The organism is Ruegeria sp. CH10 (assembly GCF_056537125.1).
Window position 1 is genome coordinate 149,297 of sequence record NZ_JBQFQY010000001.1, and the last position, 23,102, is coordinate 172,398.

General features: G+C 59.2%; 24 protein-coding genes and 1 other RNA gene. 13 read left to right on the plus strand and 12 right to left on the minus strand.

What is annotated here, in order from left to right; genetic code table 11:
- The 6 genes from ACRZ94_RS00775 (at position 1) to ACRZ94_RS00800 (ending at position 4,006) form a co-directional block, all read left to right on the plus strand.
- Entirely contained in the window at positions 1 to 363 is a 363-nt protein-coding gene (locus tag ACRZ94_RS00775; protein ID WP_480796909.1) for a DUF4345 family protein, read from the plus strand.
- Between the two features lie 35 nt (positions 364 to 398).
- Positions 399 to 746: a transfer-messenger RNA gene (gene ssrA / locus ACRZ94_RS00780) on the plus strand.
- A gap of 99 nt (positions 747 to 845) precedes the next feature.
- Complete coding sequence (locus tag ACRZ94_RS00785; RefSeq protein ID WP_480651137.1) at positions 846 to 1,277, plus strand: ester cyclase; 432 nt, start codon at positions 846 to 848, stop codon at positions 1,275 to 1,277.
- A 128-nt stretch (positions 1,278 to 1,405) separates the two neighbouring features.
- Positions 1,406 to 2,221: a chromate resistance protein ChrB domain-containing protein gene (locus ACRZ94_RS00790; protein WP_480796461.1), complete on the plus strand. Its 816-nt coding sequence runs from the start codon at positions 1,406 to 1,408 to the stop codon at positions 2,219 to 2,221.
- The gene (chrA, locus tag ACRZ94_RS00795; RefSeq protein ID WP_480796462.1) at positions 2,218 to 3,471 is read left to right on the plus strand and encodes a chromate efflux transporter; all 1,254 of its coding nucleotides are present in this window, start codon (positions 2,218 to 2,220) and stop codon (positions 3,469 to 3,471) included. Before ACRZ94_RS00790 ends, chrA begins: the two co-directional genes overlap by 4 nt.
- Positions 3,472 to 3,547: 76 nt before the next feature.
- Positions 3,548 to 4,006 (plus strand): SspB family protein, encoded by a 459-nt coding sequence (locus tag ACRZ94_RS00800; protein ID WP_480796463.1) that lies wholly within the window; start codon positions 3,548 to 3,550, stop codon positions 4,004 to 4,006.
- A gap of 13 nt (positions 4,007 to 4,019) precedes the next feature.
- On the opposite strand, the gene ACRZ94_RS00805 is transcribed toward ACRZ94_RS00800, so the two are convergent.
- Positions 4,020 to 4,526, minus strand: a complete 507-nt coding sequence (locus ACRZ94_RS00805) for a hypothetical protein (protein WP_480651130.1) — start codon at positions 4,524 to 4,526, stop codon at positions 4,020 to 4,022.
- Between the two features lie 253 nt (positions 4,527 to 4,779).
- Between ACRZ94_RS00805 and fumC the strand changes: the two genes are divergently transcribed.
- From fumC to ACRZ94_RS00825, 4 genes are read left to right on the plus strand one after another with little or no spacing between them, the layout of a single operon-like run.
- Entirely contained in the window at positions 4,780 to 6,174 is a 1,395-nt protein-coding gene (gene fumC, locus ACRZ94_RS00810) for a class II fumarate hydratase (protein WP_480651128.1), read from the plus strand.
- A complete protein-coding gene (locus tag ACRZ94_RS00815) occupies positions 6,174 to 6,350 on the plus strand; it encodes a DUF4169 family protein (RefSeq protein WP_480651127.1) in 177 nt (58 codons plus the stop codon). The genes fumC and ACRZ94_RS00815 overlap by 1 nt, the downstream gene beginning before the upstream one ends.
- The gene (locus ACRZ94_RS00820) at positions 6,347 to 6,562 is read left to right on the plus strand and encodes a ribbon-helix-helix domain-containing protein (RefSeq protein ID WP_480651125.1); all 216 of its coding nucleotides are present in this window, start codon (positions 6,347 to 6,349) and stop codon (positions 6,560 to 6,562) included. The genes ACRZ94_RS00815 and ACRZ94_RS00820 overlap by 4 nt, the downstream gene beginning before the upstream one ends.
- Positions 6,563 to 6,620: 58 nt before the next feature.
- Positions 6,621 to 7,223, plus strand: coding sequence for a DNA-3-methyladenine glycosylase I (locus ACRZ94_RS00825; protein WP_480651123.1), 603 nt, complete (start codon positions 6,621 to 6,623; stop codon positions 7,221 to 7,223).
- A 6-nt stretch (positions 7,224 to 7,229) separates the two neighbouring features.
- Here the strand turns inward: ACRZ94_RS00825 and ACRZ94_RS00830 are convergent, their stop codons facing one another.
- From ACRZ94_RS00830 to ACRZ94_RS00845, 4 genes are all read right to left on the minus strand, one after another.
- Positions 7,230 to 8,111, minus strand: coding sequence for a fructose bisphosphate aldolase (locus tag ACRZ94_RS00830; protein WP_480796464.1), 882 nt, complete (start codon positions 8,109 to 8,111; stop codon positions 7,230 to 7,232).
- Positions 8,112 to 8,184: 73 nt separating this feature from the next.
- A complete protein-coding gene (locus ACRZ94_RS00835) occupies positions 8,185 to 9,534 on the minus strand; it encodes a cytochrome P450 (protein WP_480651119.1) in 1,350 nt (449 codons plus the stop codon).
- Entirely contained in the window at positions 9,531 to 10,742 is a 1,212-nt protein-coding gene (locus tag ACRZ94_RS00840) for a hypothetical protein (RefSeq protein ID WP_480796465.1), read from the minus strand. The genes ACRZ94_RS00835 and ACRZ94_RS00840 overlap by 4 nt, the downstream gene beginning before the upstream one ends.
- A 63-nt stretch (positions 10,743 to 10,805) precedes the next feature.
- Positions 10,806 to 11,558 carry a cytochrome c biogenesis CcdA family protein gene (locus tag ACRZ94_RS00845; RefSeq protein WP_480651116.1) on the minus strand — a complete coding sequence of 251 codons (753 nt, stop codon included), beginning with the start codon at positions 11,556 to 11,558 and terminating at the stop codon, positions 10,806 to 10,808.
- A 105-nt stretch (positions 11,559 to 11,663) separates the two neighbouring features.
- Here ACRZ94_RS00845 and ACRZ94_RS00850 point away from each other — a divergent pair, with 105 nt between their 5' ends.
- The gene (locus ACRZ94_RS00850) at positions 11,664 to 11,897 is read left to right on the plus strand and encodes a sulfurtransferase TusA family protein (protein ID WP_480651114.1); all 234 of its coding nucleotides are present in this window, start codon (positions 11,664 to 11,666) and stop codon (positions 11,895 to 11,897) included.
- Between the two features lie 56 nt (positions 11,898 to 11,953).
- Here the strand turns inward: ACRZ94_RS00850 and ACRZ94_RS00855 are convergent, their stop codons facing one another.
- The 7 genes from ACRZ94_RS00855 to purC form a co-directional block, all read right to left on the minus strand.
- Positions 11,954 to 14,827 (minus strand): Rne/Rng family ribonuclease, encoded by a 2,874-nt coding sequence (locus ACRZ94_RS00855; RefSeq protein ID WP_480651112.1) that lies wholly within the window; start codon positions 14,825 to 14,827, stop codon positions 11,954 to 11,956.
- A gap of 518 nt (positions 14,828 to 15,345) precedes the next feature.
- Positions 15,346 to 16,680 carry a sigma-54-dependent transcriptional regulator gene (locus ACRZ94_RS00860; protein WP_480651110.1) on the minus strand — a complete coding sequence of 445 codons (1,335 nt, stop codon included), beginning with the start codon at positions 16,678 to 16,680 and terminating at the stop codon, positions 15,346 to 15,348.
- 13 nt (positions 16,681 to 16,693) lie between these two features.
- The gene (locus ACRZ94_RS00865) at positions 16,694 to 18,472 is read right to left on the minus strand and encodes a sensor histidine kinase (protein ID WP_480651108.1); all 1,779 of its coding nucleotides are present in this window, start codon (positions 18,470 to 18,472) and stop codon (positions 16,694 to 16,696) included.
- A 36-nt stretch (positions 18,473 to 18,508) separates the two neighbouring features.
- Complete coding sequence (purQ, locus tag ACRZ94_RS00870) at positions 18,509 to 19,177, minus strand: phosphoribosylformylglycinamidine synthase subunit PurQ (protein ID WP_480651106.1); 669 nt, start codon at positions 19,175 to 19,177, stop codon at positions 18,509 to 18,511.
- A 12-nt stretch (positions 19,178 to 19,189) separates the two neighbouring features.
- Positions 19,190 to 20,233, minus strand: coding sequence for a zinc-dependent alcohol dehydrogenase family protein (locus ACRZ94_RS00875; protein ID WP_480651104.1), 1,044 nt, complete (start codon positions 20,231 to 20,233; stop codon positions 19,190 to 19,192).
- A gap of 4 nt (positions 20,234 to 20,237) precedes the next feature.
- Positions 20,238 to 20,468 carry a phosphoribosylformylglycinamidine synthase subunit PurS gene (gene purS / locus ACRZ94_RS00880; protein ID WP_109311572.1) on the minus strand — a complete coding sequence of 77 codons (231 nt, stop codon included), beginning with the start codon at positions 20,466 to 20,468 and terminating at the stop codon, positions 20,238 to 20,240.
- 233 nt (positions 20,469 to 20,701) lie between these two features.
- The gene (purC, locus tag ACRZ94_RS00885; protein ID WP_480651102.1) at positions 20,702 to 21,457 is read right to left on the minus strand and encodes a phosphoribosylaminoimidazolesuccinocarboxamide synthase; all 756 of its coding nucleotides are present in this window, start codon (positions 21,455 to 21,457) and stop codon (positions 20,702 to 20,704) included.
- A gap of 188 nt (positions 21,458 to 21,645) precedes the next feature.
- Here purC and ACRZ94_RS00890 point away from each other — a divergent pair, with 188 nt between their 5' ends.
- The gene (locus ACRZ94_RS00890) at positions 21,646 to 21,963 is read left to right on the plus strand and encodes a DUF1476 domain-containing protein (protein WP_480651100.1); all 318 of its coding nucleotides are present in this window, start codon (positions 21,646 to 21,648) and stop codon (positions 21,961 to 21,963) included.
- A 122-nt stretch (positions 21,964 to 22,085) separates the two neighbouring features.
- Positions 22,086 to 23,099, plus strand: coding sequence for a betaine--homocysteine S-methyltransferase (gene bmt, locus ACRZ94_RS00895; protein WP_480796466.1), 1,014 nt, complete (start codon positions 22,086 to 22,088; stop codon positions 23,097 to 23,099).
- Positions 23,100 to 23,102 lie beyond the last annotated feature (3 nt).

Below are 23,102 nucleotides of genomic sequence, written 5' to 3' on the forward strand. Positions count from 1 at the left end.
ATGACCACAGCGCTGAATGTAATCGCCGCCTTGTTGACCATCGGCTTTGGTCTTTTCGGCTTTCTGGCCCCGGCCCATACGGCCAACGCGCTGGATCTGGCGCCGACCGACAGCACCATGGGCCTCAGCGAAATGCGCGCCTCGGTCGGTGGACTGTTTGTCGTCACCGGCGCGGTCGCCCTGTGGCTGAACAATCCGATGGCCTATGCCATGTTGGGTGTTGTTTATGCCGGAGCGGCCCTTGGGCGGTTCGTCTCGGTCGTTCTGGACAACCCGCCGATGGTCAAAGCGCTTACGTTCGGAGGAATCGAACTGGCTCTGGCACTGTGGCTCATCCTGGCGAACATCAACAGAGCCGCTTAACCCATTGATTTAGTGTGATGCAAAATAGGCATTCCCTGTTTGCATCCGCGCACGGCCTCACCTATATAAGACATGTCCTTCGGGACTATGGACATAAACGCGCTCGTAATAAGCGGATCGGACCCGGGGGCGGTACCCGGCGGCTCCACCAACCATCCTTCGTTTGGGGATCTTGGGGCCGAAATAGGATCGACGAACGTCTAAAGGGGTTAGCTTTGTCTCGGCTGTCTGCCACCGTTACCGGCGAAAACAGTACAATTGCAAACGACAATCGTGCTCCGGTTGCAGTTGCTGCGTAAGCAGTAGCAAGACCGAAACTTAAGCCCTTGCGCCTAGCCGCGTAAGGCGGGGTTCGCAGGTACCTGGCAACAGAAACCTGCATTTCCCACCAAATGTCTGCTGTTTTCGCTGAACTTGTTCACGTTCAGGGTTTCTTCACCCTTTCGTCTCATGCTGACCCCGACAGGAAAAGGAGAGCTGGGATGTCAAACGCAGATATACTCAGAAACTGGTATGCCGAGGTTTGGGAAAACGGGAACACGGATGCGATCGATCAGTTCTTTGCCCCGGATACCATGGCCGAAGGTTTGATTCCTGAAATGCAGGTGGGCGCGGATGATTTTCGCGACCTCGTGATGGCCTTTCGCCATATCCTGGGCGACATCAAGGTTGATCTGCCGAAGATCGTCGAAGATGGCGATTGGGTGTCGGCGATCCTGCACCTCAAGACCACCCGCGCCGACAATGGTGCCCCGCTAGAGGCCACCGGCAGCGTTCTGGCGCGCATGAAAGACGGACGTATGGTCGAGGCGTATAACCAGTTCGACTTCATCGCCTTGTTCGAACAATTGGGTCAGTTCCCGCAGGACACATTGCCAGTGTGTATGACCGGCCAAAGACTGGACTGGGCCTGAAGGACCTTCAGAAATCTTGACCCCCATGGCGCTTAACCGTAATCAAAGACCATGGGGTAAGATTGCGAACGCCCCGTGAGGCGCCAGCCCAAGTTTCGCATGTATCCGTTGATCACAGGAGACATGCCATGCCTGCGCCGAATTCCATAACTCCAAAACAATTGCTACGCCTGATCGGAACACCGGACGCCCCGGTCTTGATCGACATATGCGTTGATGAAGACTTTGAGGCCGATCCTTTTCTGATCCCCGGCTCCCGACGTCATCCAGCGACGGATTTGGGAGGGTTGGAACGAATCGTCGGCACGCAAAAAGCCGTCATCATTTGTCAAAAAGGCAAAAAACTCAGTCAGGCGGTCGTGTCCTGGTTACGCGGCAAGGGCTGCGCTGCAGAGTTTCTGGAAGGCGGCATGCTTGGCTGGCGAGACGTGGTTGATGCCCCGCGCATACCAGCATCTGCCATGCCGAAGCCACGCGATGGTGTGTCGCTTTGGATCACACGGCATAGGCCCAAGATAGACCGGATCGCCTGCCCCTGGCTGATCCGTCGGTTTGTCGACCCACAAGCGCAGTTCCTGTTCGTCGCTCCGGCCGAGGTCGAGGCCGCCGCAGAAGCCTTTGGCGCAACCCCGTTCGATATTGACGGCACGTTCTGGTCCCATCGGGGTGAGCGATGCACTTTTGACACCATGTTGGATGAGTTTCAGCTGCATACCCCTGCCCTCGATCGCCTTGCCAGGGTCATCCGGGCCGCTGATACCAACCGCCACGATCTCGCGCCCGAGGCTGCCGGACTGCTGGCCATCTCGGTCGGCTTGTCGCGGCAGTACCGGGACGATCATCAGAACCTTGACGCGGGCCTGCACCTGTATGACGCGCTTTACCGCTGGGCTCGCGACGGATTTGACGAAACGCACGACTGCCCGCGGGGGTCCAGGGCATGAGCCCGACGGTCCAAGACCTGATCCGCGTCTTCGGCCGCATCGGCCTGCTGTCTTTTGGCGGTCCGGCGGCCCAAATCTCGCTGATGCATCAGGAGCTGGTAGAAAAACGTCCCTGGCTGGACGAACAAACCTATCTGAGGGCCCTGTCGCTGTGCATGCTGCTGCCCGGCCCCGAGGCCATGCAACTGGCCACCTATGCAGGCTGGAAACTGCGCGGAGTGACCGGAGGACTGATTGCAGGCGCCCTGTTTGTTCTGCCCGGAGCGGTCGTGATCGCGACGCTGGTCGGGCTATATGCCGCGTTTGGCGACCTGCCGGCGGTTCAGGCCGGGTTTCTGGGCATCAAGGCCACGGTGATCATCATTGTACTGCAGGCACTCAGAAACCTGTCGCGTAAGGCGCTGACAAACACTCAACACCGTGCCATTGCCGGGCTGGGATTTCTGGCCATCTTTGCGCTGAACCTGCCCTTTCCGCTGATCATTCTACTGGCAGCTGTTTGGGGATATTTCGGCTTTGACGGCGATGTGCCGGACGAACAGACACGGGCGCGTCCCAATACATTGGGGACGATGCGCACCGCCCTCATCTGGTTGTTGCTTTGGCTCGGACCTTTGCTGGCGCTCACTTTCTCGGGCCAGAAACTGCTCAGCGATCTGGGATGGTTCTTTGCGCGTCTCGCTGTTGTCACCTTCGGCGGGGCCTATGCCGTTCTGGCCTATATGACGCAAACCGTTGTCGATCAGTATAACTGGATCAGTACCGATCAGATGATTGATGCGCTTGGCCTGGCTGAGACGACACCCGGCCCGCTGATCCTGGTGACGCAGTTTGTCGCGATGCTGACAGGTCAGATCAACGGCGGCGTGCCCATGGCACTGGCCGCAGGCGCTGTCGCGTTGTGGGCCACGTTTGTGCCGTGCTTTCTTTGGATTTTTCTGGCCGCCCCCTACCTGGACCAACTGGCCGCCCGCCCACGGCTGGCTGCTGCCCTTCACGGAATCACCGCCGCAGTGGTCGGTGTGATTCTCAACCTGTCCTTGTGGTTCAGCCTGAACGTTCTGTTTGGAAACATAACCCAATTGTCATGGGGGCTGATCACGCTGCCCTTGCCAGAGATTGGTAGCCTGTCACCGGCGGCGCTTGGTTTGACTCTTTTGGCTGGGCTCTTGATTTTTAAGCTCAAATTTAGAATGGCCAGCACAGTTGTGATTATGGCAGCGATTGGAACCGGCCTCCACTTTCTTTGAACAATCCCGACTCAGCCGGTCTTTCGTTTCCGATGAAATCCCCTATGCTGAGGGGGACCACTTTTGAGGATGACACATGTCGCAAGACATCGACTATGGAAACCTGATGCACACCGCGATGCGCGGGCTCATCAAGACCGTTCTGACCGGTGTTTCCGAAACCGGCCTGCCCGGCGCACATCATTTCTTTATCACCTTCGACACCCGTGAGGACGGGGTCGAACTGGCCGATTGGCTGCGCGACCGGTATCCCGAGGAAATGACCATCGTCATGCAGCACTGGTTCGAAAACCTGCAGGTCGGTGATGACGGTTTTGCCATCACGCTGAACTTTGGCGACGCGCCCGAGCCGCTGTACATCCCCTATTCCGCGATCAAGACATTTGTTGATCCGTCGGTCGAGTTCGGGCTGCGGTTCGAAAGCCCCGAAGACGACGAAGATCTGGACAGCATCACCGAAGAGTCGATCGAAGTTGAAGAAGACCCCGAGCAGCACGATGCCGAGGTCGTCTCGCTGGACAGTTTCCGAAAGTAATAGGTGCTTGCGGCTACTGCCGCTTCAGGAAAGTCTCGATTGATCGTGACTTCACACCGTTGCGGAACCGTGAAAACGACAGGTTCAGACCGCCCTCAGCGAGGGTGCGGTCGAACTGCTGCAACTCATAATCCCCGTTCTCGTCGATAAACAACGAAAACACGGTCAGAGTATCCCCTTCGATCCGGCCCCAGACAAAGGGTTCGCCTTGCATCGGGTCAAGGGGCACCTCATGTCCGAACACGTTGCGCTTCATAGCAGCGGAATAGACATCGGCGCGCTCGGACTGATTGAAATCAATCGAGAATTTCTGGTTCTTGACCCGACCATCGGCCCGGTAGGTCGTGGTTGTCCAACTGACGTTAAAGCCGTTTCGCGTTTCATGGATCGAAACGCTCATGTCGCGGGCCATCTCGCTCCCGTCCGCATCAACCACATTGGCTGAGCCGGTATAGTCACCGACAAAAGGTTCAATGCTTGTTGCATGGGCCTGTGACGTCATCAGGGCCACAGTGATCATCCAGCCCAGGGACAACACAATAGATTTCAGGGTTAATCTTCGAACCGATATGCCCACCGAAACCTCCATGATGGTGATCAACTTACTGTAGCTGACCCACTGGCGCGCACAACGTGTTTCACAACAAAAAAACGCGTGAGCTTCCGGCTATACCTCTGGCCCCCTTGAGTTTATGGTGCGCGCAACTGGCCGATTGCGCGACAACTCTGTTACGGGTAAACGGCATGCGACTGTATACATGACGGAGTGACAGATGTCTCAGACCCGCACCGAATCCGACAGCTTTGGCCCGCTTGAGGTCCCTTCTGACAAGTATTGGGGCGCTCAGACGCAGCGTTCGATCATGAACTTCCCGATTGGTTGGGAAAAACAGCCCGTGGCCATCGTACGCGCGCTGGGCGTGATCAAAAAGGCCTGCGCGATGGAAAACAAGGCCACCGGAAAGCTGGACGCGAAAATTGCGAATGCGGTCATTCAGGCCGCGGGTGAGGTGATCGAGGGTAAGTTCGACGACAACTTCCCTCTGGTCGTCTGGCAGACCGGATCGGGCACCCAGTCGAACATGAACTCGAACGAGGTGATCGCCAACCGCGCGATTGAGATTCTGGGTGGCGTGATCGGCTCGAAAGAGCCGGTACACCCGAACGATCACTGCAACATGGGGCAGTCGTCCAACGACACCTTCCCCACCGCCATGCATATCGCCACCGCCATGAGCGTGCGCGACGTTCTGATGCCGGGGCTTGAGAAATTCGCATCAGCACTTGAGGCCAAGGCCAAGGAATTCGCCGGTATCATCAAGATCGGCCGCACCCATACGCAGGACGCAACGCCACTGACGTTGGAACAGGAATTCGGCGGCTACGCCCACCAGATCCGTCAGGGAATCGCGCGGGTTCAGGCAGCGATGCCGGGCATTTACGAACTGGCCCAAGGTGGCACAGCAGTCGGCACCGGTCTGAACACAAGCCCCGGTTGGGACACGGCGGTTGCAAAGAACATGGCCGACATCACCGGCCTGCCCTTCGTCACCGCACCCAACAAGTTTGAGGCGCTGGCCGCGCATGACGCGATGGTCTTCCTGTCCGGCGCGTTGGCGACGATTGCCGGGTCTTGTTATAAAATCGCCAATGACATCCGCTTTCTGGGCTCTGGCCCCCGCTCGGGTCTGGGTGAGCTGATCCTGCCGGAAAACGAGCCCGGCTCGTCCATCATGCCCGGCAAGGTGAACCCAACGCAGGCCGAAGCGCTGACTCAGGTCGCCGCCCACGTGATGGGCAATGACGCCGCGATGAAATTTGCAGGCTCGCAAGGGCATTTCCAGCTGAACGTCTACAACCCGATGATGTCCTACAACCTGCTGCAGTCTATCCAACTGCTGGGCGATGCCATCGACAGCTTTACCGAACGCATGCTGCTGGGCATCAAGGCCAATGAGCCGCGCATCGACAAGCTGATGAAGGAATCGCTGATGCTGGTCACCGCACTGGCGCCGACCATTGGCTATGACAACGCCACAACGGTTGCGAAAACAGCGCATAAGAACGGCACCACCCTCAAGGAAGAGGCCATCGCGCTGGGCTTTGTGGATGAGGACACCTTTAACGCTGTCGTCCGCCCCGAACACATGATCGGTCCAAAAGACTGATGGGTAAGCCGGTCAACCTGAACCGGTATCGAAAACAAAAAGCGCGGGCCGAAAAGAAGGCCCGCGCGGATCAGAACGCTGTGAAATTCGGACGCTCCAAGGTGGAAAAAATCGAGGATCGGTTCGAACAGGAAAAACAGAGCCGCGATCTGGACAACAAAGAGCTGGATGAATGAGCGGCCGTCCGATCAAACGATCCCTCACGTTGAAAGGGCATCGGACGTCGGTGTCTTTGGAAGATGAGTTCTGGCAAGCTTTTCGGGACATCGCTAAGGAAAAAGACCTTCCGATCAATGCCCTGGCCGCTGAAATTGACGTCTCCCGTGACCCTGAGATTGGTTTGGCCTCAGCCATCCGCGTTTTTATCCTGAACTGGTATCGCAGCTAACGCTTGCACCCGCCGCTTGGATGACCTTATCCTGCGCGGGAACAAAAGGGGTACATTAATGAGCCAAACCGTTCCCGGCCCTGACGGGCAGCCGCGCTGTGCATGGTGTCAATCAGCACCCGAATTCTTTGACTATCATGACCGCGAATGGGGCTATCCAGTCGCGGACGATCAACGCTTGTTCGAAAAGCTGTGTCTTGAGAGTTTTCAGTCCGGCTTAAGCTGGCGCACCATTCTGGCCAAGCGCGAGAATTTTCGAAAGGCGTTTAAACAGTTTGATTTCAACGCAGTCGCGAAATTTGATCAAGCGGATGTTGAACGCCTTTTGCAGGATGCGGGCATCATCCGCCATTGTGGTAAGATCGAGGCCGTGATCAACAATGCCCGCCGCGCGCAGGACCTGGTGACCACTGAGGGCTCGATCGCCGGGTATGTCTGGCGGTACGAGGCTGAAACGCCGCCCGCGCCTCAAACGGCGTCAACCTCGCCAGAGTCCATCGCCATGTCGAAGGACCTGAAAAAACGCGGCTGGAAATTTGTTGGACCCACCACGGTCTTTGCGTTCATGCAGGCCATGGGTTTGGTCAACGACCATGCGATCGGGTGTTCCAAACGTGAAAAAGCGGCGCAGATGCGCCGCGAATTCACCAAACCGGCTTAGCGCCCTTTAGACCGAGGCGCGGAAGATTTTGTCAATGTTTCCACCCAACGCCGCGTTGAATTCCACATCCGACTGCTGTTTCGATAGCCCCTCAGTCAGCGCGCGCGAGAAGGAGGCGATCATCTTGCCATTCTGGCCCAGCAGATCACAGGCCTGCTCGGTGGAATAGCCGCCCGACAGCGCCACAACACGCACAACGCGCGGGTGATCGGCCAGCGCATCATACAGGTTCGCAGTGCTGGGAATGGTCAGTTTCAGCATCACGTCCTGACCGTCGGCCAGTTGATCCAGGTTTTTCAGGATTTCAGCCTTCAGGATGTCTTCGGCCTCGGCCTTGGTGGACGAGTTGATGTTCACCTCAGGCTCGACAATCGGGACCATGCCTGCCGCGATCACTTCGCGGGCCACGTCGAATTGCTGCGCCACAACGGCGGCGATGCCTTCGGCGTTGACCTCATGGATGACCGAGCGTTCTTTGGTGCCAAACACGCCGTCGGCCTTGGCCAGAGTGTCCGCCAGACCGGGGATCGGCTTCATCATCTGAACGCCATTGGCCTCATCTTCCAGACCTTTGTCGATCTTCAGGAACGGCACGATGCCCTTTTGCGACCACAGATAGTCGGCCACTTTCTGACCGTCGATCTCTTCGCCCAGAGTGCGTTCGAACAGGATCGCGCCGATCACTTTATCCTTGGTGAAATCCTCCGCCAGAATAATCCGCGCACGCATTTTCTGGATTTCACCGAACATCTCTTCGTCCGAGCTGTAGTCCGATGCCTCAACCCCATAAAGCGCCAGCGCCTTGGGCGTCGAGCCGCCGCTTTGATCCAGGGCCGCGATGAAACCCGCACCGGTGGACATTTGCTCGCGCTGTTCTGCTTTGGACATAAGACTTTCCCGTTCAATGATGATTCCGCGTTTGGCAACCGCATACAGCAAGGAAACGGGCGATGGTAGCTTGTTAGCGCTCAACCACGCGCAACCAAATGCCGTCTTTGGATCGCACCGTCAGATGCGCCACGGGAACGGGCGGGCGCCCCTGGACCAGTTCAAACCGGTATCGGCGCAATAGCATCGACAACAAAAGCGGCCCCTCGACCATCGCAAACCCGGCCCCGGTGCAAACGCGGGGACCGGCGGAAAACGGGATATAGGCGTTGCGCTGGCAGGTCTTGCCGTTTTCCGTCGCCCATCGGGTCGGATCAAACGCGTCCGGGTCATCCCACAGGCGTTCCTGCCGGTGCAGGTGCCAGGGGCTGATAACGATCTGTGACCCCTTGGGCACATCGCGGTCGCGGAAATGTTCGGGGCACGTCGCCTCGCGCACCATCATGGGCACCGGCGGGTACAGGCGCAGCGCCTCGCGGAATACATCCCGGCTAAGCTTCAGTTTCGAAACGGCCCCAAAGCCTGGGTCGTCCAAAGCCTGCGATTCCGCGCTGAGTTTTTCCTGCCAATCGGGATAAAGCGCCATCAGGTACAGCGTCCAGGCCAGAGCCGACGCGCTGGTCTCATGCCCGGCAAGAAAGAAAATCGCGACCTGATCGACCATTTCCTGCGTGTCGAAACACTGACCGGTTTCGGGATCGGGCGTGGTCATGATCTTGGTTGCCAGATCATCGGGTGCCCGCCCCGCAGCAATCATGTCAGCGCGTTCGGCTGTGAGCCGCCCGATCAACGCGCGGATGTCGCGGGCGTTCTTGCGCGTGTTGCGCGCGTGCAGACGGGGAAACCAGCGCGGAACCGGGATGAAAGCGGCCAGATTCAGCAGCGGTTGTTGCCGTTGATAGGCGCGGAATTTTTCGAAAACCTGCGCGGCGACCTCATGATCGATGGGGACTGAAAACAGGGTTCGGAAAATCACGTCCGCCGCCGCGTGGCTGGTGACCTCTTCCACCTCGATGACCTGACCCGCCTGCCCTTGCAGCCGTTCAACGCACGCCTCGGCCGCCGCACGCATCGCGGGGAAGGTATCCCTCAGCCGACCGCCCTCAAACGCTGGATCAATGATGCGGCGCTGGCGTTTCCATGTCTCGCCATTGGTCAGAAAGACCGACTCGCCCAGCAAGGGTCGCAGCCCCTCGCTGATACGCCCAGATTTGGGAAAGTCATCGGGTCGTTGTTTCAGAACCGTGTCCACAAGCTCGGGCTGGTTGATCATGTACGATCGGAAGAACGGCGTTCGAAATTCAGCCATCCACGCGCGGTAGAGGCGCTGCGGCTGCGCCGACAGCAGATCCTTGCGAAACAGTTTGAGATACCGCCAGAGCGAGACCTTATCCGGGCGCGGTGTCGGCTTGGGCGGCGTCATGGTGTCACCGAGCGGTATTTCGACACCGGATCTTCGATGCGCGATTTCGACGGCTTGCGGTTGCGGAACCTGTCGCCCAGTGTCAGCGGACCCGCAGTAATGCGGAAATAGTCATAGTCCGACGGGCGGTCGAACGCGCAAAGGTACTGAAAATGCAGGCGGAAAAAGCGCCAGCGCAGCTGTTGCCATCGTGCCTGTGACAAGGTCTGCGTAAAGGCCGCCGACAGGATCAAAGGCCAGCGTTTCTGATCCGTCGCCACCCCGGTCACGCCCACAGGGTCGCACAGGGCAAACGCGCAACCATCCCCCGGTGCAGACACATCGACCCAGCTGATCCGGTCCTGCGTCGACAGGTAATGCAGATCACGGCGCAACTCGTGTGCGTCGGGCAGGAAAGAGACCATGGGCACCACCTGCCCCAGTGTCAAAAAGGACAAGGCCGGGCCAGGTCGCTCTGGTTGAGACCGCAGCAAATCCGCCAGAACAGACACCCCAAGATGCGCGCCCGAGGAGTGGCCGACGACCAGAACCTCATCAACGTCACTGTCCAGCGCTTCCCGGATGCGGTCGGTGAACTGGCGCAACCGCGCGCGCAGCTCGGTGGGCGTCTCCCCTTGCGAAGCGGCAGAATAGGCGTAGTCGTGCATCAGGTAATAGGCAAAAAGCCGATGGTCGATTTTGCGAAACCAATGCAGAACCGCGTAGGCCAAACCACCCGCCGGGATCAGAGCAACCCAGCCGAGAAACGCCCAAAGCACCGCCGACACCGCCCACGCCAGACCAAAGGCAATCAGCAACTGCCCCATCAGCATCGCAACAGGATAGAGTGCGGCAATCACGGGGCCTTTGCGCAAGCGCATCAGGCGGCGCAACGTCCCCGTCCCGATATAGATCCAAGCGGTGCGCAAAAGTTGCAGGTAGGTCGCCGGGATCGACGTCATCATGCTGTCCTGAACAATGTCGGACCACACCAGAACCTCGACATCAGCATCCACATCCTGCCCATCCTGATGGGATCGGACATGCCACCCATAAGGGCCATCCCCGGTTTTGGCCGAAAGCGAAACCTCATAGCCCGAGATCGCCGCCTGCGCCTGTGCTTCTTTGCGGTACAGCTCTCGGTATCTTCGCGGGGGAATAGGATCGTAGCCGGGGATATAGAACACCCGACGCCTGCGCACCTGCGGCTGATTTGTATGACTGCTCATGCCCTTACCTTCTGCTGCGCAGGTTAGCGCAGCCTTACCGACAAGGTAAGTCAGATCAGCACATCACCCGAAATTGGCGAGCGCCGGGAAGGTTTCCAGCAACCACCAGCTAAACTCGGTAAACAGGCCGGTGATCAGCATGATGCCCACAAACAACAGCAATCCACCCATGATCTTTTCGATCAACGCCATGTGGGGCTTGATCTTGTTCATCACCGACATAGAGCGGTTCAGGAACATCGCGGCCAACAGGAACGGAATTCCAAGACCCGCCGCGTAGACACCCAGCAGCAGGGTGCCACGGGCCACCGACGCCTCGGACGCTGCCAGCGACAGGATGGCGCCCAACTGCGGGCCAATGCAGGGCGTCCAGCCAAAGGCAAAGGCCAGACCAAGGATATAGGCACCGAAAACCGATCCGCCGGAATCACCCGTCTCGATCCGCGCTTCGCGGTCGAGGAAAGGAATGCGGAATACGTTCAGAAAATGCAGACCAAACACAATCACCACCGCACCTGACAGTTTGGCGAACAGCACCTGATTCTGCAGCACAAACGCCCCAAAGGCCGAGGCCGTGAACCCCAACAGCAGGAACACCGTGGACAGTCCCAGAACAAAAAACAGCGCGGTCAGCGTGGCCTTGCGACGGGCTGCAGATTCGTCCTGCATCTCATTGATCGACACACCGCTCATGTAGGCAAGATACGGGGGAACGATGGGCAACACGCAGGGCGACAGGAAACTGATCAACCCACCCAGCATTGCGATGAACATGGCAGGCAGCAGGCCCGCGTCTATGATGTCTATTCCGAACATGTATCAGCACATATGGTATCCTACCTGCCGCGTCACGGGGCCAATCGGTCACATCCTCGTGGTTGCGCGCTGGACACCGTGACCAAGTCGAAATATCTCAGGTTCATGTCAAATGTCACTGAAACACTCGACGCGCTGGGCCTGCTGTGTCCACTGCCGGTTCTGAAGGCCAGAAAGCGCCTGAAATCAATGCCTTCCGGGGCGGTATTGCGCGTTCTGGCGGATGACCCGGCGGCCATAATTGACGTGCCGCATTTCTGTTCGGAAAGCGGTCACCGCCTGTTGTCGCAAGAAGAAACCGACGGCCATCAGGTCTATCTGATCGAAAAATCGGGCTGAGCTGAGACCTGAATTGTTACAAGAAAAAGGCGGGTCCCAGACCCGCCTTTATGCGTTTATTGCCCCAAGGACCACCAGCCACGCCGTTTCGGCTTGGGTGGTTCGTTGGATTGCTCTGGCTCTTCCGCGACCGTCTCAAGCACGGGTTCAGGGGCCTCTTCAACCACGTCTTCCACAGCGACTTCGACGGTTTCGACAGGTTCAGCAACCGGCTCTGCCACGTCTTCTACTGCCGGTTCGGCCGTTGCTTCAGCAGGTGTTTCATCGGCGGTTTCGGCGACAGGTTCGGCCACCTTTTCAACCACTGGCTCGGCTGTTTCTTCAGCAAGCGCTTCAACGGCAGGTTCGGCCTCAGCTTCTGCCTCAACGGGCGCGGTATCTGCCTCCTGAGCGTCTTCGGCCTGAACCTCCGCCACCTCATCGACCTTTACCGCGCCGTCAGCCGCAGCAATATCCTCGGATACGACGGCGTCGTCTGACGCCTCGGTAGCCTCTGCGACCTCAGGTTCTTTCTTCTTGCGACGGGGTGCCCGGCGGCGCTTGGTTTTTTCCGCCTTCTCCTCTGTTTCGGCCTCTGCCACCTCAGGCGCAGCTTCGTCCGCCACCTCAGCCGGTGCTTCAGCCTCGCCGGTCTCATCACCTGCAGCCTCAGACGCTTCCGCACCACCGTTGCTCTTCTTGCGACGACGACGGCGGCGTTTGCGCTTGGGTTTGTTCTCTTCCTCGGCCTGCACCGTATCTTCCGACACGGTCTCTTCCTCGTCGGCGTCGACCATATCCATGAGGGACGCGTCCACCGACACGACCGGCGCACTGGCTTCGGGCACAATCCGGCTGGCCGTCTTGAACTTCTCCAGTGAGAAATCCGGGCTTACCAGATGCACATCGCCTTCAATCCGAACCGACATACCATAGCGCGCTTCGATTTGCGCAATATGCTCGCGCTTCTGGTTCATCAGGAAGTTCGCGATACTGACCGGGCAACGCACCAGAACCTCGCGCGAACGACGGCGAGTGCCTTCTTCTTCAATCTGACGCAGGATTGCCAGGGCCATGTTGTCGTCCGAACGGATCAGGCCGGTACCATGGCAGGCCGGGCAAGGCTGCGTCGTCGCCTCAAGCATACCGGGACGCAGGCGCTGACGGCTCATCTCCATCAGGCCAAAGCCCGAAATCCGGCCAACCTGAATACGCGCACGGTCGGTTTTCAGCTTTTCCTTAAGACGCTTTTCAACAGCGGCATTGTTCTTGCGCTCGTCCATATCGATGAAATCGATGACGATCAGCCCCGCCAGATCGCGCAGCCGCAGCTGGCGTGCGACCTCTTCTGCGGCCTCAAGATTCGTCTTGAGCGCGGTTTCCTCGATCGAGCCTTCCTTGGTCGCCCGGCCTGAGTTCACGTCGATTGCCACCAGCGCCTCGGTGACGCCGATCACGATATATCCGCCGGATTTCAGCTGTACCGTCGGGTTGAACATGCCCGTAAGGTAGCTTTCCACCTGATAGCGCGCGAACAGCGGTAGCGCGTCCTCATACCGTTTCACGTTCTTGGCGTGGGACGGCATGATCATCTTCATGAAGTCCTTGGCGATGCGGTAACCGCCCTCGCCCTCAACCAGAACCTCGTCGATTTCGCGGTTATAGAGATCGCGGATCGAGCGTTTGATCAGGTCGCCTTCTTCGTAGATTTTCGCGGGCGCAATGGATTTCAGCGTCAGCTCGCGGATCTGCTCCCACATTCGCTGCAGGTATTCATAGTCGCGCTTGATCTCGGATTTGGTGCGCTTGGCGCCTGCGGTCCGAATGATCAGACCCGCGCCGGTGGGCACGTCGATCTCAGCGGCGATCTCTTTCAGTTTCTTGCGATCCGGCGCATTGGTGATCTTGCGGCTGATTCCGCCGCCGCGCGCGGTGTTGGGCATCAGAACGCAATAGCGACCGGCCAGCGACAGATAGGTGGTCAGCGCTGCGCCCTTGTTGCCGCGCTCTTCCTTGACGACCTGCACCAGCAGAACCTGGCGGACCTTGATGACTTCCTGAATTTTGTACCGGCGCGGGCGCGGTTTGCGCGGCGGGCGAATATCGTCGCTGTCATCCTCGTCAGCAACCGACTCGATGCTGTCATCCTTGGCCGCAGCATCCGCACGGGCCGGAGCGTCTTCTTCCTCGTCCGACTCAGCTTTGTCCTCGGCTTCAGGCGCTGCCGCCTCTTCCACCGCGTCAGTCACTTCGACCGTGGCTTCGGTCTCAGCAACAGCTTCGGCGTCCTCGCCAGCTTGCGCAGCCTCTTCAGGCGCTTCGCCGCCATTCGCGTCTGCCGCGATTTCAACTGCTTCCGACGGCTGTTCGACATCTTCAGCCGGCGCATCGGACTCTGCCGCCGCCTCAACTTCATCCACCGGCTCTTCAACCGGCGTCTCGGCCACCGTCTCCATCGGAGAGCTTCCTTCCGGGACCTCCAGATCAGCGGCTTCTTCACCATCGGCCAGATCGATGGTTTCCATGCCTGTCGGCTCGGTCGAAACCTCAAGCGTTTCGACCGGATCGTCCGATTTTACATCCGCCGCCTTGGTGCGCGACCGCGACCGGCGTTTTTTGGGCTTGGCTTCTTCCGCCTCATCGCGCGCCTTCATCGCCTCAGCATAGGCGCGCTCTTCTTCCATAAGCGCTTCGCGATCAGCGACCGGGATCTGGTAATAATCCGGATGAATCTCGGAAAACGCCAGGAACCCATGCCGGTTTCCGCCGTAATCCACAAACGCCGCCTGCAGCGACGGCTCAACCCGCGTTACTTTTGCAAGATATATGTTGCCAGCAAGCTGGCGTTTGTTTTCGGATTCAAAGTCAAACTCCTCAACCTTGTTTCCGTCGACCACCACAACGCGGGTTTCCTCCGCGTGGGTGGCATCGATAAGCATTTTCTTAGCCATGTGTCCTTGGTGCACCGCGCCAAACGCGTTGTCCTTACCCGTCCGGGGGGACAGGCGCATTTGGGGAGGTGTCTTGTACGGGCGATTTCGGACGGCGCGCGGCAGGGTCTGGCGCTGTGGCCCCCTGCCCGTATAGTCGTTCGTTGCGCGCGCGTCATCGCGGTTCTTCTCCGACAGGCGCGGCTCACCGCAACCTGCCCATTTATTCCTTTCGCCCACACGCGGCGGGCTCAGGCGTTCATCTGCCCCATTTCGGGGCACAATCGGTCTGCTCAGCCAATGCGGGATTAGGTCACCACCTGCGGCATCGCAGCGAAACTCAAAGATTCGGGGCTTAAGAGCACAAAATCGGCCCTGCCCGTCCGGTTACAATAAAAGCAGTCCTGTAGAAAAGACAATGGGCAAACTGCATTCCCTGGCCTCAAGGACGCAGGGATCACTTCATCTGGCCATAAATATCTCGAGGGAGTGAATTGGCCCTACGGGCCAAGAGAGGGGGCCGGCCCCCTCTCTGCCGGTTACAGGTAATCCGAACGCTGCAGGCTGTATTTCGCCATTTTCTCATTCAGCGTCCGCCGTGGCAGGCACAGCTCATCCATCACCGACGCAATCGAGCCCTTGTGGCGGCGCATCGTATTGTCGATCAGCATCCGCTCGAACGCTTCGACGTACTCCTTCAAGGGCTTGCCTTCGGTCGTCATCACGGGCTGCATCTCTTCGTGATCCGACATCAACAGCGACGCAATCGTGCCCGAGCCTCGGCGCGATTGCAGCACGGCACGCTCAGCAATATTGATCAACTGGCGTACATTGCCCGGCCACGGAGCCTGTAGCAATTGCGCTGCTTCCTGCGCGCTGACCTGAGGTGCATCACAGCCATATTCCTCGGCAAATTGCTCGCTCAGGCGGGTGAACAGCGTCAGAATATCCTCGCCACGCTGCCGCAGCGGCGGCATGGTGATCCGCAAAGCCGCCAGACGATAGAACAGGTCCGGGCGCAGCACGTCTTCGCTGGTCTTCCCCGCCTCTTGCAGGTTCGAGATTGCCACGATCCGCGTTTCAGCCGGGGTGCCCTGATCGTTCATCACGCTCAGCAGCCGCGCCTGCAACGTATCGCTCAGCGCTTCGACATCTTCCAGAACCAGCGTCCCGCCGCGCGCTTCTTCGATAGCGGGCAGTTGCGTATCCTCGGGCAACATCGGGCCAAACAGACGTTTCGATAACGCGTCCTCTTCCAGTGCCGCGCAGGAAACCAGAACGAATTTCTTGCCTGCTCGGCTGCCCACCGCATGCAGTGCATGCGCCACCAGCGTTTTGCCAGTGCCGGTCTCACCGTCGATCAGAACATGGCCGTCCGCCTGCCCGAGGTCCAGAATATCCTCACGCAGACGCTCCATCACAGGGCTCGCGCCGATCAGTTTGTTCATGATCTGCGTGCCACCGGACAGCTCGCGCCGCAGAGCCCGGTTGTCGAGAGTCAGACGGCGCGCATTGCTGGCGCGTTTGGCCAGTTCCGACATGCGATCCGGGTTGAAAGGCTTTTCCAGAAAGTCGAACGCGCCCACGCGCATCGCCTCAACCGCCATGGGCACATCGCCATGCCCGGTGATCATGATCACAGGCAAGGTGCTGTCCGCGCCCATCAGTTTCTTCAGCAACTGAATACCATCCATGCCTGGCATCTTGATGTCCGAGATCACAATCCCCGGATAATCCGGCCCCAGCACTTTCAGCGCGTCCTCGGCGCTTGAGAACGTCTCGGTGTCATATCCCGACAAGGCAAGCCATTGGCTGATCGACTGGCGCATGTCCTGTTCGTCATCCACAATGGCGATTTTCATGGCCTGTGCCATAGTCTTTCCTTTGTTACTCAGCGGCCTCAAGGCCGTCGCTTCCCAGTATCGGCAGCTGCATCTCGAACACCGCGCCCCCATGTTGGCCGTTGCGCGCCGTCAGCCGACCCCCGTGGTCGTTTACGATACCGGATGAGATAGCAAGCCCCAACCCGACGCCATCGCCCGGCTGCTTGGTGGTGTAGAACGGCTCGAACAGGTTCTCGATATCTTCGATTCCATGCCCGTTGTCGCGCACCGTCAGCACCGCCGTATCGCCCGCTGCCAGAATGATCTCCACATCCGGCTCTGATATAGATTTGGTGGCGTCCAGGGCATTGCGCAAGAGGTTGACCATCACCTGTTCGATCCGCATCCGGTCGCCCATCGCGATCACCGGTTCCTCGGGCAGAATCTGGGTGATTTTCACATGCCGCTGGCGCAGTTGCGGCTCCATCATCGACAGGGATGAGGCCAGCGCGTCGCCAAGATTTACAGGGGAAAACGCGTCCGCGCCCTTGCGCGCATAAGACTTGAGCTGCCGGGTGATCGCCCCCATCCGTTCAATCAGACCGTCGATGCGGCCAAAGCTGGCCAGCGCCTCTTCGGGCCGGTTTCGGCGCAGCAAAAGGCGCGCCCCCGCCAGATAGGTTTTCATTGCAGCCAGTGGTTGATTCAACTCGTGACTGACGGCGGCCGACATCTCGCCCAACGCCGCCAGTTTTGAACTTTGCGCCAGCGTCTGTTCGGCCACTTCCAGCGTCTTTTCGACCCGTTCACGTTCAGCAATTTCCCGCTGTAGCCTTGCGTTCAATGCGCGAAGCTCTGCCGACTCGCGCTGGAACAGGGCCATGCGGAACGTGGCCCGACGGCTAAGCGCATAGAAGGCCAGCGCCAACAGAATCGCAAAGCCCATAATCTCAAGCGCCAGAACGCTGTTCACCTTTTCCCGGATCGACGCGTAGGTGGTGAACGAGGTCATCTGCCAACCCCGGAACGGGATGCGCGTTTCCATCCGCATCACCGCCTCGCCCTGCAAATAGGCGTCAGGTGGCAGCGCGTTCCAATCGGTCGTGGCCCGGATGGCGCGTTGAATGGCGCTTTCGGGCGGCTGGCGCAGCATCGCTTCGGCCTCATCCACACCGCGCCATTGTGGCTCGGTCGACAGGATGATTGTACCGGTGCTGTCCGTGACCATCACCGCATCTGAAATCCCGGCCCAGGTCAGCTCGAATTTATGCAGGTCGACCTCAACCAGGATCACGCCCAGCATCTCTCCGTTCGCGTCGATACGACGGGAATAGATAAAGCTATAGCCGCCGGATTCCTTGGGGATCACCGAGAAAATCGTGGCATTCGACCGCACTGCATCAATGAAATAAGGTGAGTTTCTGTGCGCCTCGCCCAGTCGGTTTCTGTCCGTCGCCGCCCGGGTCAGACCATCGCGATCCAATAGCACAAGCGAGGCCGCGCCGATCTCTTCCACGAACGAAATCAGGCGCTGACTGGACAGGGAATAATCGCTCGACTGCAAGGCCGAGATTAGCGTCGGGTCACGGGACAAGAGCTGTGGAACAATCGCGTTCCGGCGCAGCTCGCTCAGCAGGTTGCCCGAATAAAGGGCCAGCCGAACCTCGGCCCTGTTCCGGGTGGATTCGGTGAACCTGTCGGTCAGCAGGCTGTTCGTGATCCAGATCGTGGCAAAGGCCGCCACCAGCAAAACGAAAACGGCAATTCGCAGGCGCCAGCCAAGCGGCGCACCACGAAACGGTTTTGTCAGAATGGACCAGCCAGAGCGAACATCAGAACTCATGCAGCGAAACTACGCGGGGTTCAGATCAAGCTCAAGTCACGCCGGGGCAAGAACGCCTGACAATGCGCGGAACAATGCCGTCCCGTCGGTGCCACCATGCCCTTCGTCCGCCGCGCGTTCCGGGTGCGGCATCATCCCTAGAACCCTGCGGTTTTCCGACAGGATGCCGGCAATGTCCCCAACCGAGCCATTCGGATTCTCGGTATAGGTGAATGCCACCCGGTCCTGATCACGAAGCGCGGACAATGTTGCCTCATTCGCGAAATAGTTTCCATCATGGTGTGCAATCGGAATACCGATCACATCGCCCGCGTTGTAGCCCTGGGTAAAGGCGCTGTCGCTGGTTTCGACCTTTAGACCGACAGTCTTGCAGATGTATTTCAGCCCCGCATTCCGCAGCAGCGCACCGGGCAGAATGCCCGTTTCAGTCAGGATCTGGAACCCGTTGCAGACCCCAACGGCATAGCCGCCACGCTCGGTATGTTCGACCACCGCTTTGCAGATCGGAGATTGCGCGGCAATGGCCCCGCATCGCAGGTAATCGCCATAGGAAAATCCGCCGGGTACACCGACAATATCCACACCCTGGGGCAAGGCGGCGTCCTTGTGCCAGACCATGTCGACCTGAAACCCGGCCTGTTCAAAGGCCACTGCAAGGTCCCGGTCACAGTTGGACCCGGGGAAAACGATGACGGCTGCGCGCATATGCGGACCCTCCTACAGGACAAAATCGGTGACCACCGCCACGCCCGGAGGCGTCGGGTGATCAAAGGCGGCAAGCTCATCGCTTACCTGACTAAGAGTTATGTTTCGCGTCACCAGCGGGCTGAGGTCGACAGAGCCCCCAGACAGCAATGACAACAGCGACGGATAGCGCCAACTGGGCATGCCACGCGTACCGAAGACAGACAGTTGGCCGGAATAAAGCGCATCCATTGGCAGCGACATGACCGCATGATCGCCCGCAGGCATACCGATCTGCACCATTCGACCCAGCTTGCGCAGGGATTTCATGGCGGCCACGGTCGTTGTCTCGATCCCTAGCGCTTCAATCGCGACATGAGCCCCGCCACCGGTGAGGTCTTTGACCGCTTGCGGCGCGTCGCAAGTCGCTGCGTTGACAACCGCGTCCGCGCCCAGACCTTTGGCATAGTCCAGCTTATCGTCGGCAATATCCACGACGACAACGCGGGCCCCCAGCGCCTTGCCCAGCAGCAACGTGGAAATCCCGACGCCACCGCCGCCAAAAACCGCCAGCCACTCGCCACCCTGTATCTGCGCGCGCCCGACCAGAGCCTGCCAGGCGGTCGTGACGCGGCATCCCAGCGCCGCCGCGATGTCCGGGGCGAGCGTATCGGGCAAAGCGGTCAGGTTGGCATCGGCATGGGCAACGGCGATGTATTCGGCAAACGCCCCGTCACAGGTGAAACCGGGCACCACCTGATCGGCGCAGATAGTCTGATGCCCCTGCGCGCAATCCGGGCAGTGGCCACAGGCCAGAATAAAGGGCGCAATCACCCGGTCCCCCACCTTCCACCGATTGACCCGCGCGCCCACAGCGACAACCTCGCCGCAATATTCGTGTCCGGGGGTCATCGGCAGAACCACGTCCGGGTCCGAGCCTGACCACGCATGCCAATCCGACCGGCAAACGCCACAAGCCAGCACGCGGACGACAACGCCGTCCTCGGCCGGTTCAGGGTCGGGAATGGTCGTCAGCTCAAGCGGCTGACGATAGGTGATCAGACGCGCTGCCCGCATCCGTTCAGACCAGTTCGATCTCGTAACGTTCGATGACGGTGTTGGCCAACAGCTTTTCGCACATCTCGGTGATGTCGGCCTCGGTCGCGCCTTCGGCCAGCTCAAGGTCGATCACCTTGCCCTGACGCACGCCTTCGACCTGATCAAAGCCCATGGCGCCCAAGGCGTGCCGCACAGCCTCACCCTGAGGGTCAAGGACCCCGTTCTTCAGCATCACATGCACCCGTGCTTTCATTCCTGCAACTCCAGCTGAGGGCCGCGGTTCCCGGCCCGTTCCGTTGCGCGGGGATAGCGTGGGAAACGGCGTTCGACAACCCTTGTCCGCACACAGTTTGACGCAGGTTGATGGATCAACACCGTTGTAGCGCGTCGAAGTGCTTTTGCAATGAACGCGCGGACCTGCCGGAACGAAAAAAGCGCCGTTGGATATACGGCGCTTTTCGATGCTTTCTTAAACCGAGCAAACGGTCAGTTGATCAGCGTAGGCTTTGCCACATTGCTTTGCGGCAGAACGCCCAGACGGCGCGCGACCTCGGAATAAGCGTCGGTCAGGCTGCCCAGATCGCGACGGAACACGTCTTTGTCCAGCTTCTGACCGGTCTCAATGTCCCACAGGCGGCAGCTGTCGGGGCTGATCTCATCGGCGATGATCAGGCGTTGGAAGTCGCCGTCATAGACGCGACCGATTTCGATTTTGAAATCCACCAAACGGATACCCACGGCCAGCATCACGCCGCTCATGAAATCGTTCACGCGCAGTGCGAGGCTCAGGATGTCTTCCATGTCCTGCTGGCTGGCCCAGCCAAAGGCGGCGATATGTTCCTCGGTGACCAGCGGATCGCCCAGGGCGTCGTCTTTATAGCAGTATTCGACGATCGGGCGCGGCAATTGCGTGCCTTCGGCGATGCCCAGACGTTTGGACATCGACCCGGCAGCATAATTGCGCACGATGACTTCCAGCGGCACGATTTCGCAGCTGCGCACCAGTTGTTCACGCATGTTCAGACGGCGGATAAAGTGGGTCGGCACGCCGATCTGGGCCAGACCGTTCATGAAGAACTCGCTCAGGCGGTTGTTCAGCACGCCCTTGCCGTCGATCACATCCTTTTTCTCGGCGTTGAACGCGGTGGCATCATCCTTGAAATACTGCACGATGGTGCCCGGTTCGGTGCCTTCATACAGGATCTTGGCCTTACCTTCGTAGATTTTCTTGCGACGCGCCATAAGCGACCTTTCCACTCTGATCAGAGGGAATGAGTCCCCTCACGTTGGCGTTCTCATAGTGCAAGCCCCCCGGTCCCGCAAGTTTACTTGACCCGAGGGGGTTTGACGCAGGGCAAATCCCTTGCGCACGGGCGCTGCAATAGTCATATCTTCAAACAAGAAGATGTAATCCAAGAGGTCCCCAACCAATGACCACGTTTGACGAACGCGAAAACGCCTTTGAAGCCAAGTTTGCGCATGATGAGGAAATGCAGTTCAAAGCTCAGGCCCGCTGCAACAAACTGCTGGGCCTTTGGGCGGCAGAAAAGCTGGGAAAATCCGGCTCTGAGGCCGATGACTATGCCAAAACCGTTGTGATCGCCGACATGGAAGAGGTCGGGCACGAGGATGTCGTGCGCAAGGTCGCAGGTGATCTGGGCGCGTTGTCCTCTGACGACGAAATCCGCGCCAAGATGGCCGAGCTGCTGCCCGAGGCCAAAGCGCAGGTTCTCAGCGAGACGGAATAAGGCTTTCACGCCTGCCTCATGATCTTCATGAGTTTTATGAATTTGATTTGACGCCCCTGTCATGAGACATGGGGCGTCTCTGATTTTATCGGGCCAATTGCGCCTTTTTCCGGAATACCCCAATGACAAATGCACTGAGCCAGCTTCTTGAAACCACCGATGCCATTCTGGCCGATGGTGCAACGGGCACTAACCTGTTCAATATGGGTCTGCAATCGGGTGATACGCCTGAATTGTGGAATGTCGACGAAGCCGACAAGATCCGTGCGCTGTACCAGGGTTCGGTGGATGCAGGCAGCGATCTGTTTCTGACCAACACCTTCGGCGGCACTTCGGCGCGCCTAAAACTGCACGACGCCCAGAGCCGCGTGGCCGAGCTGAACCGGATCGGCGCAGAGTTGGGCCGTGAAGTGGCCGACAAGGCCGGGCGCACCGTTATCGTTGCAGGCTCGGTCGGCCCTACCGGTGAGATCATGGAGCCTGTAGGCAGCCTGTCGCATGCTGAGGCGGTTGAGATGTTCCATGAACAGGCAGATGCGCTGAAAGCCGGTGGCGCGGATGTGCTGTGGCTGGAAACCATCAGCGCGCCCGAAGAATTCCGCGCCGCGGCTGAGGCTTTTGCCCTGGCCGATATGCCCTGGTGTGGCACCATGAGCTTTGACACCGCCGGACGCACCATGATGGGTGTGACATCTGCCGATCTGGCGCAGCTGGTCGAAACCCTGCCGAACCCGCCGGTGGCCTTTGGTGCAAATTGCGGAACCGGCGCGTCCGACATCCTGCGCACTGTGCTGGGCTTTGCCGCGCAAGGGACCGAACGTCCCGTGATCTCCAAAGGCAATGCGGGTATTCCGAAATATGTTGACGGCCACATCCACTATGACGGCACGCCCGAGCTGATGGGCGATTATGCCGCCATGGCCCGTGATGCCGGGGCCACTATCATCGGCGGTTGCTGTGGCACCATGCCAGCCCACCTGCGCAAAATGCGCGAGGCACTGGATACGCGCCCGCGCGGGTCACGCCCGACGCTGGATCAGATCACCAACGCGCTGGGGCCGTTTTCGTCTACCTCAGACGGTACCGAAGAAGACGCCATGCCCGAGCGCCGGACACGCCGCCGCCGCCGCGCCTGATCC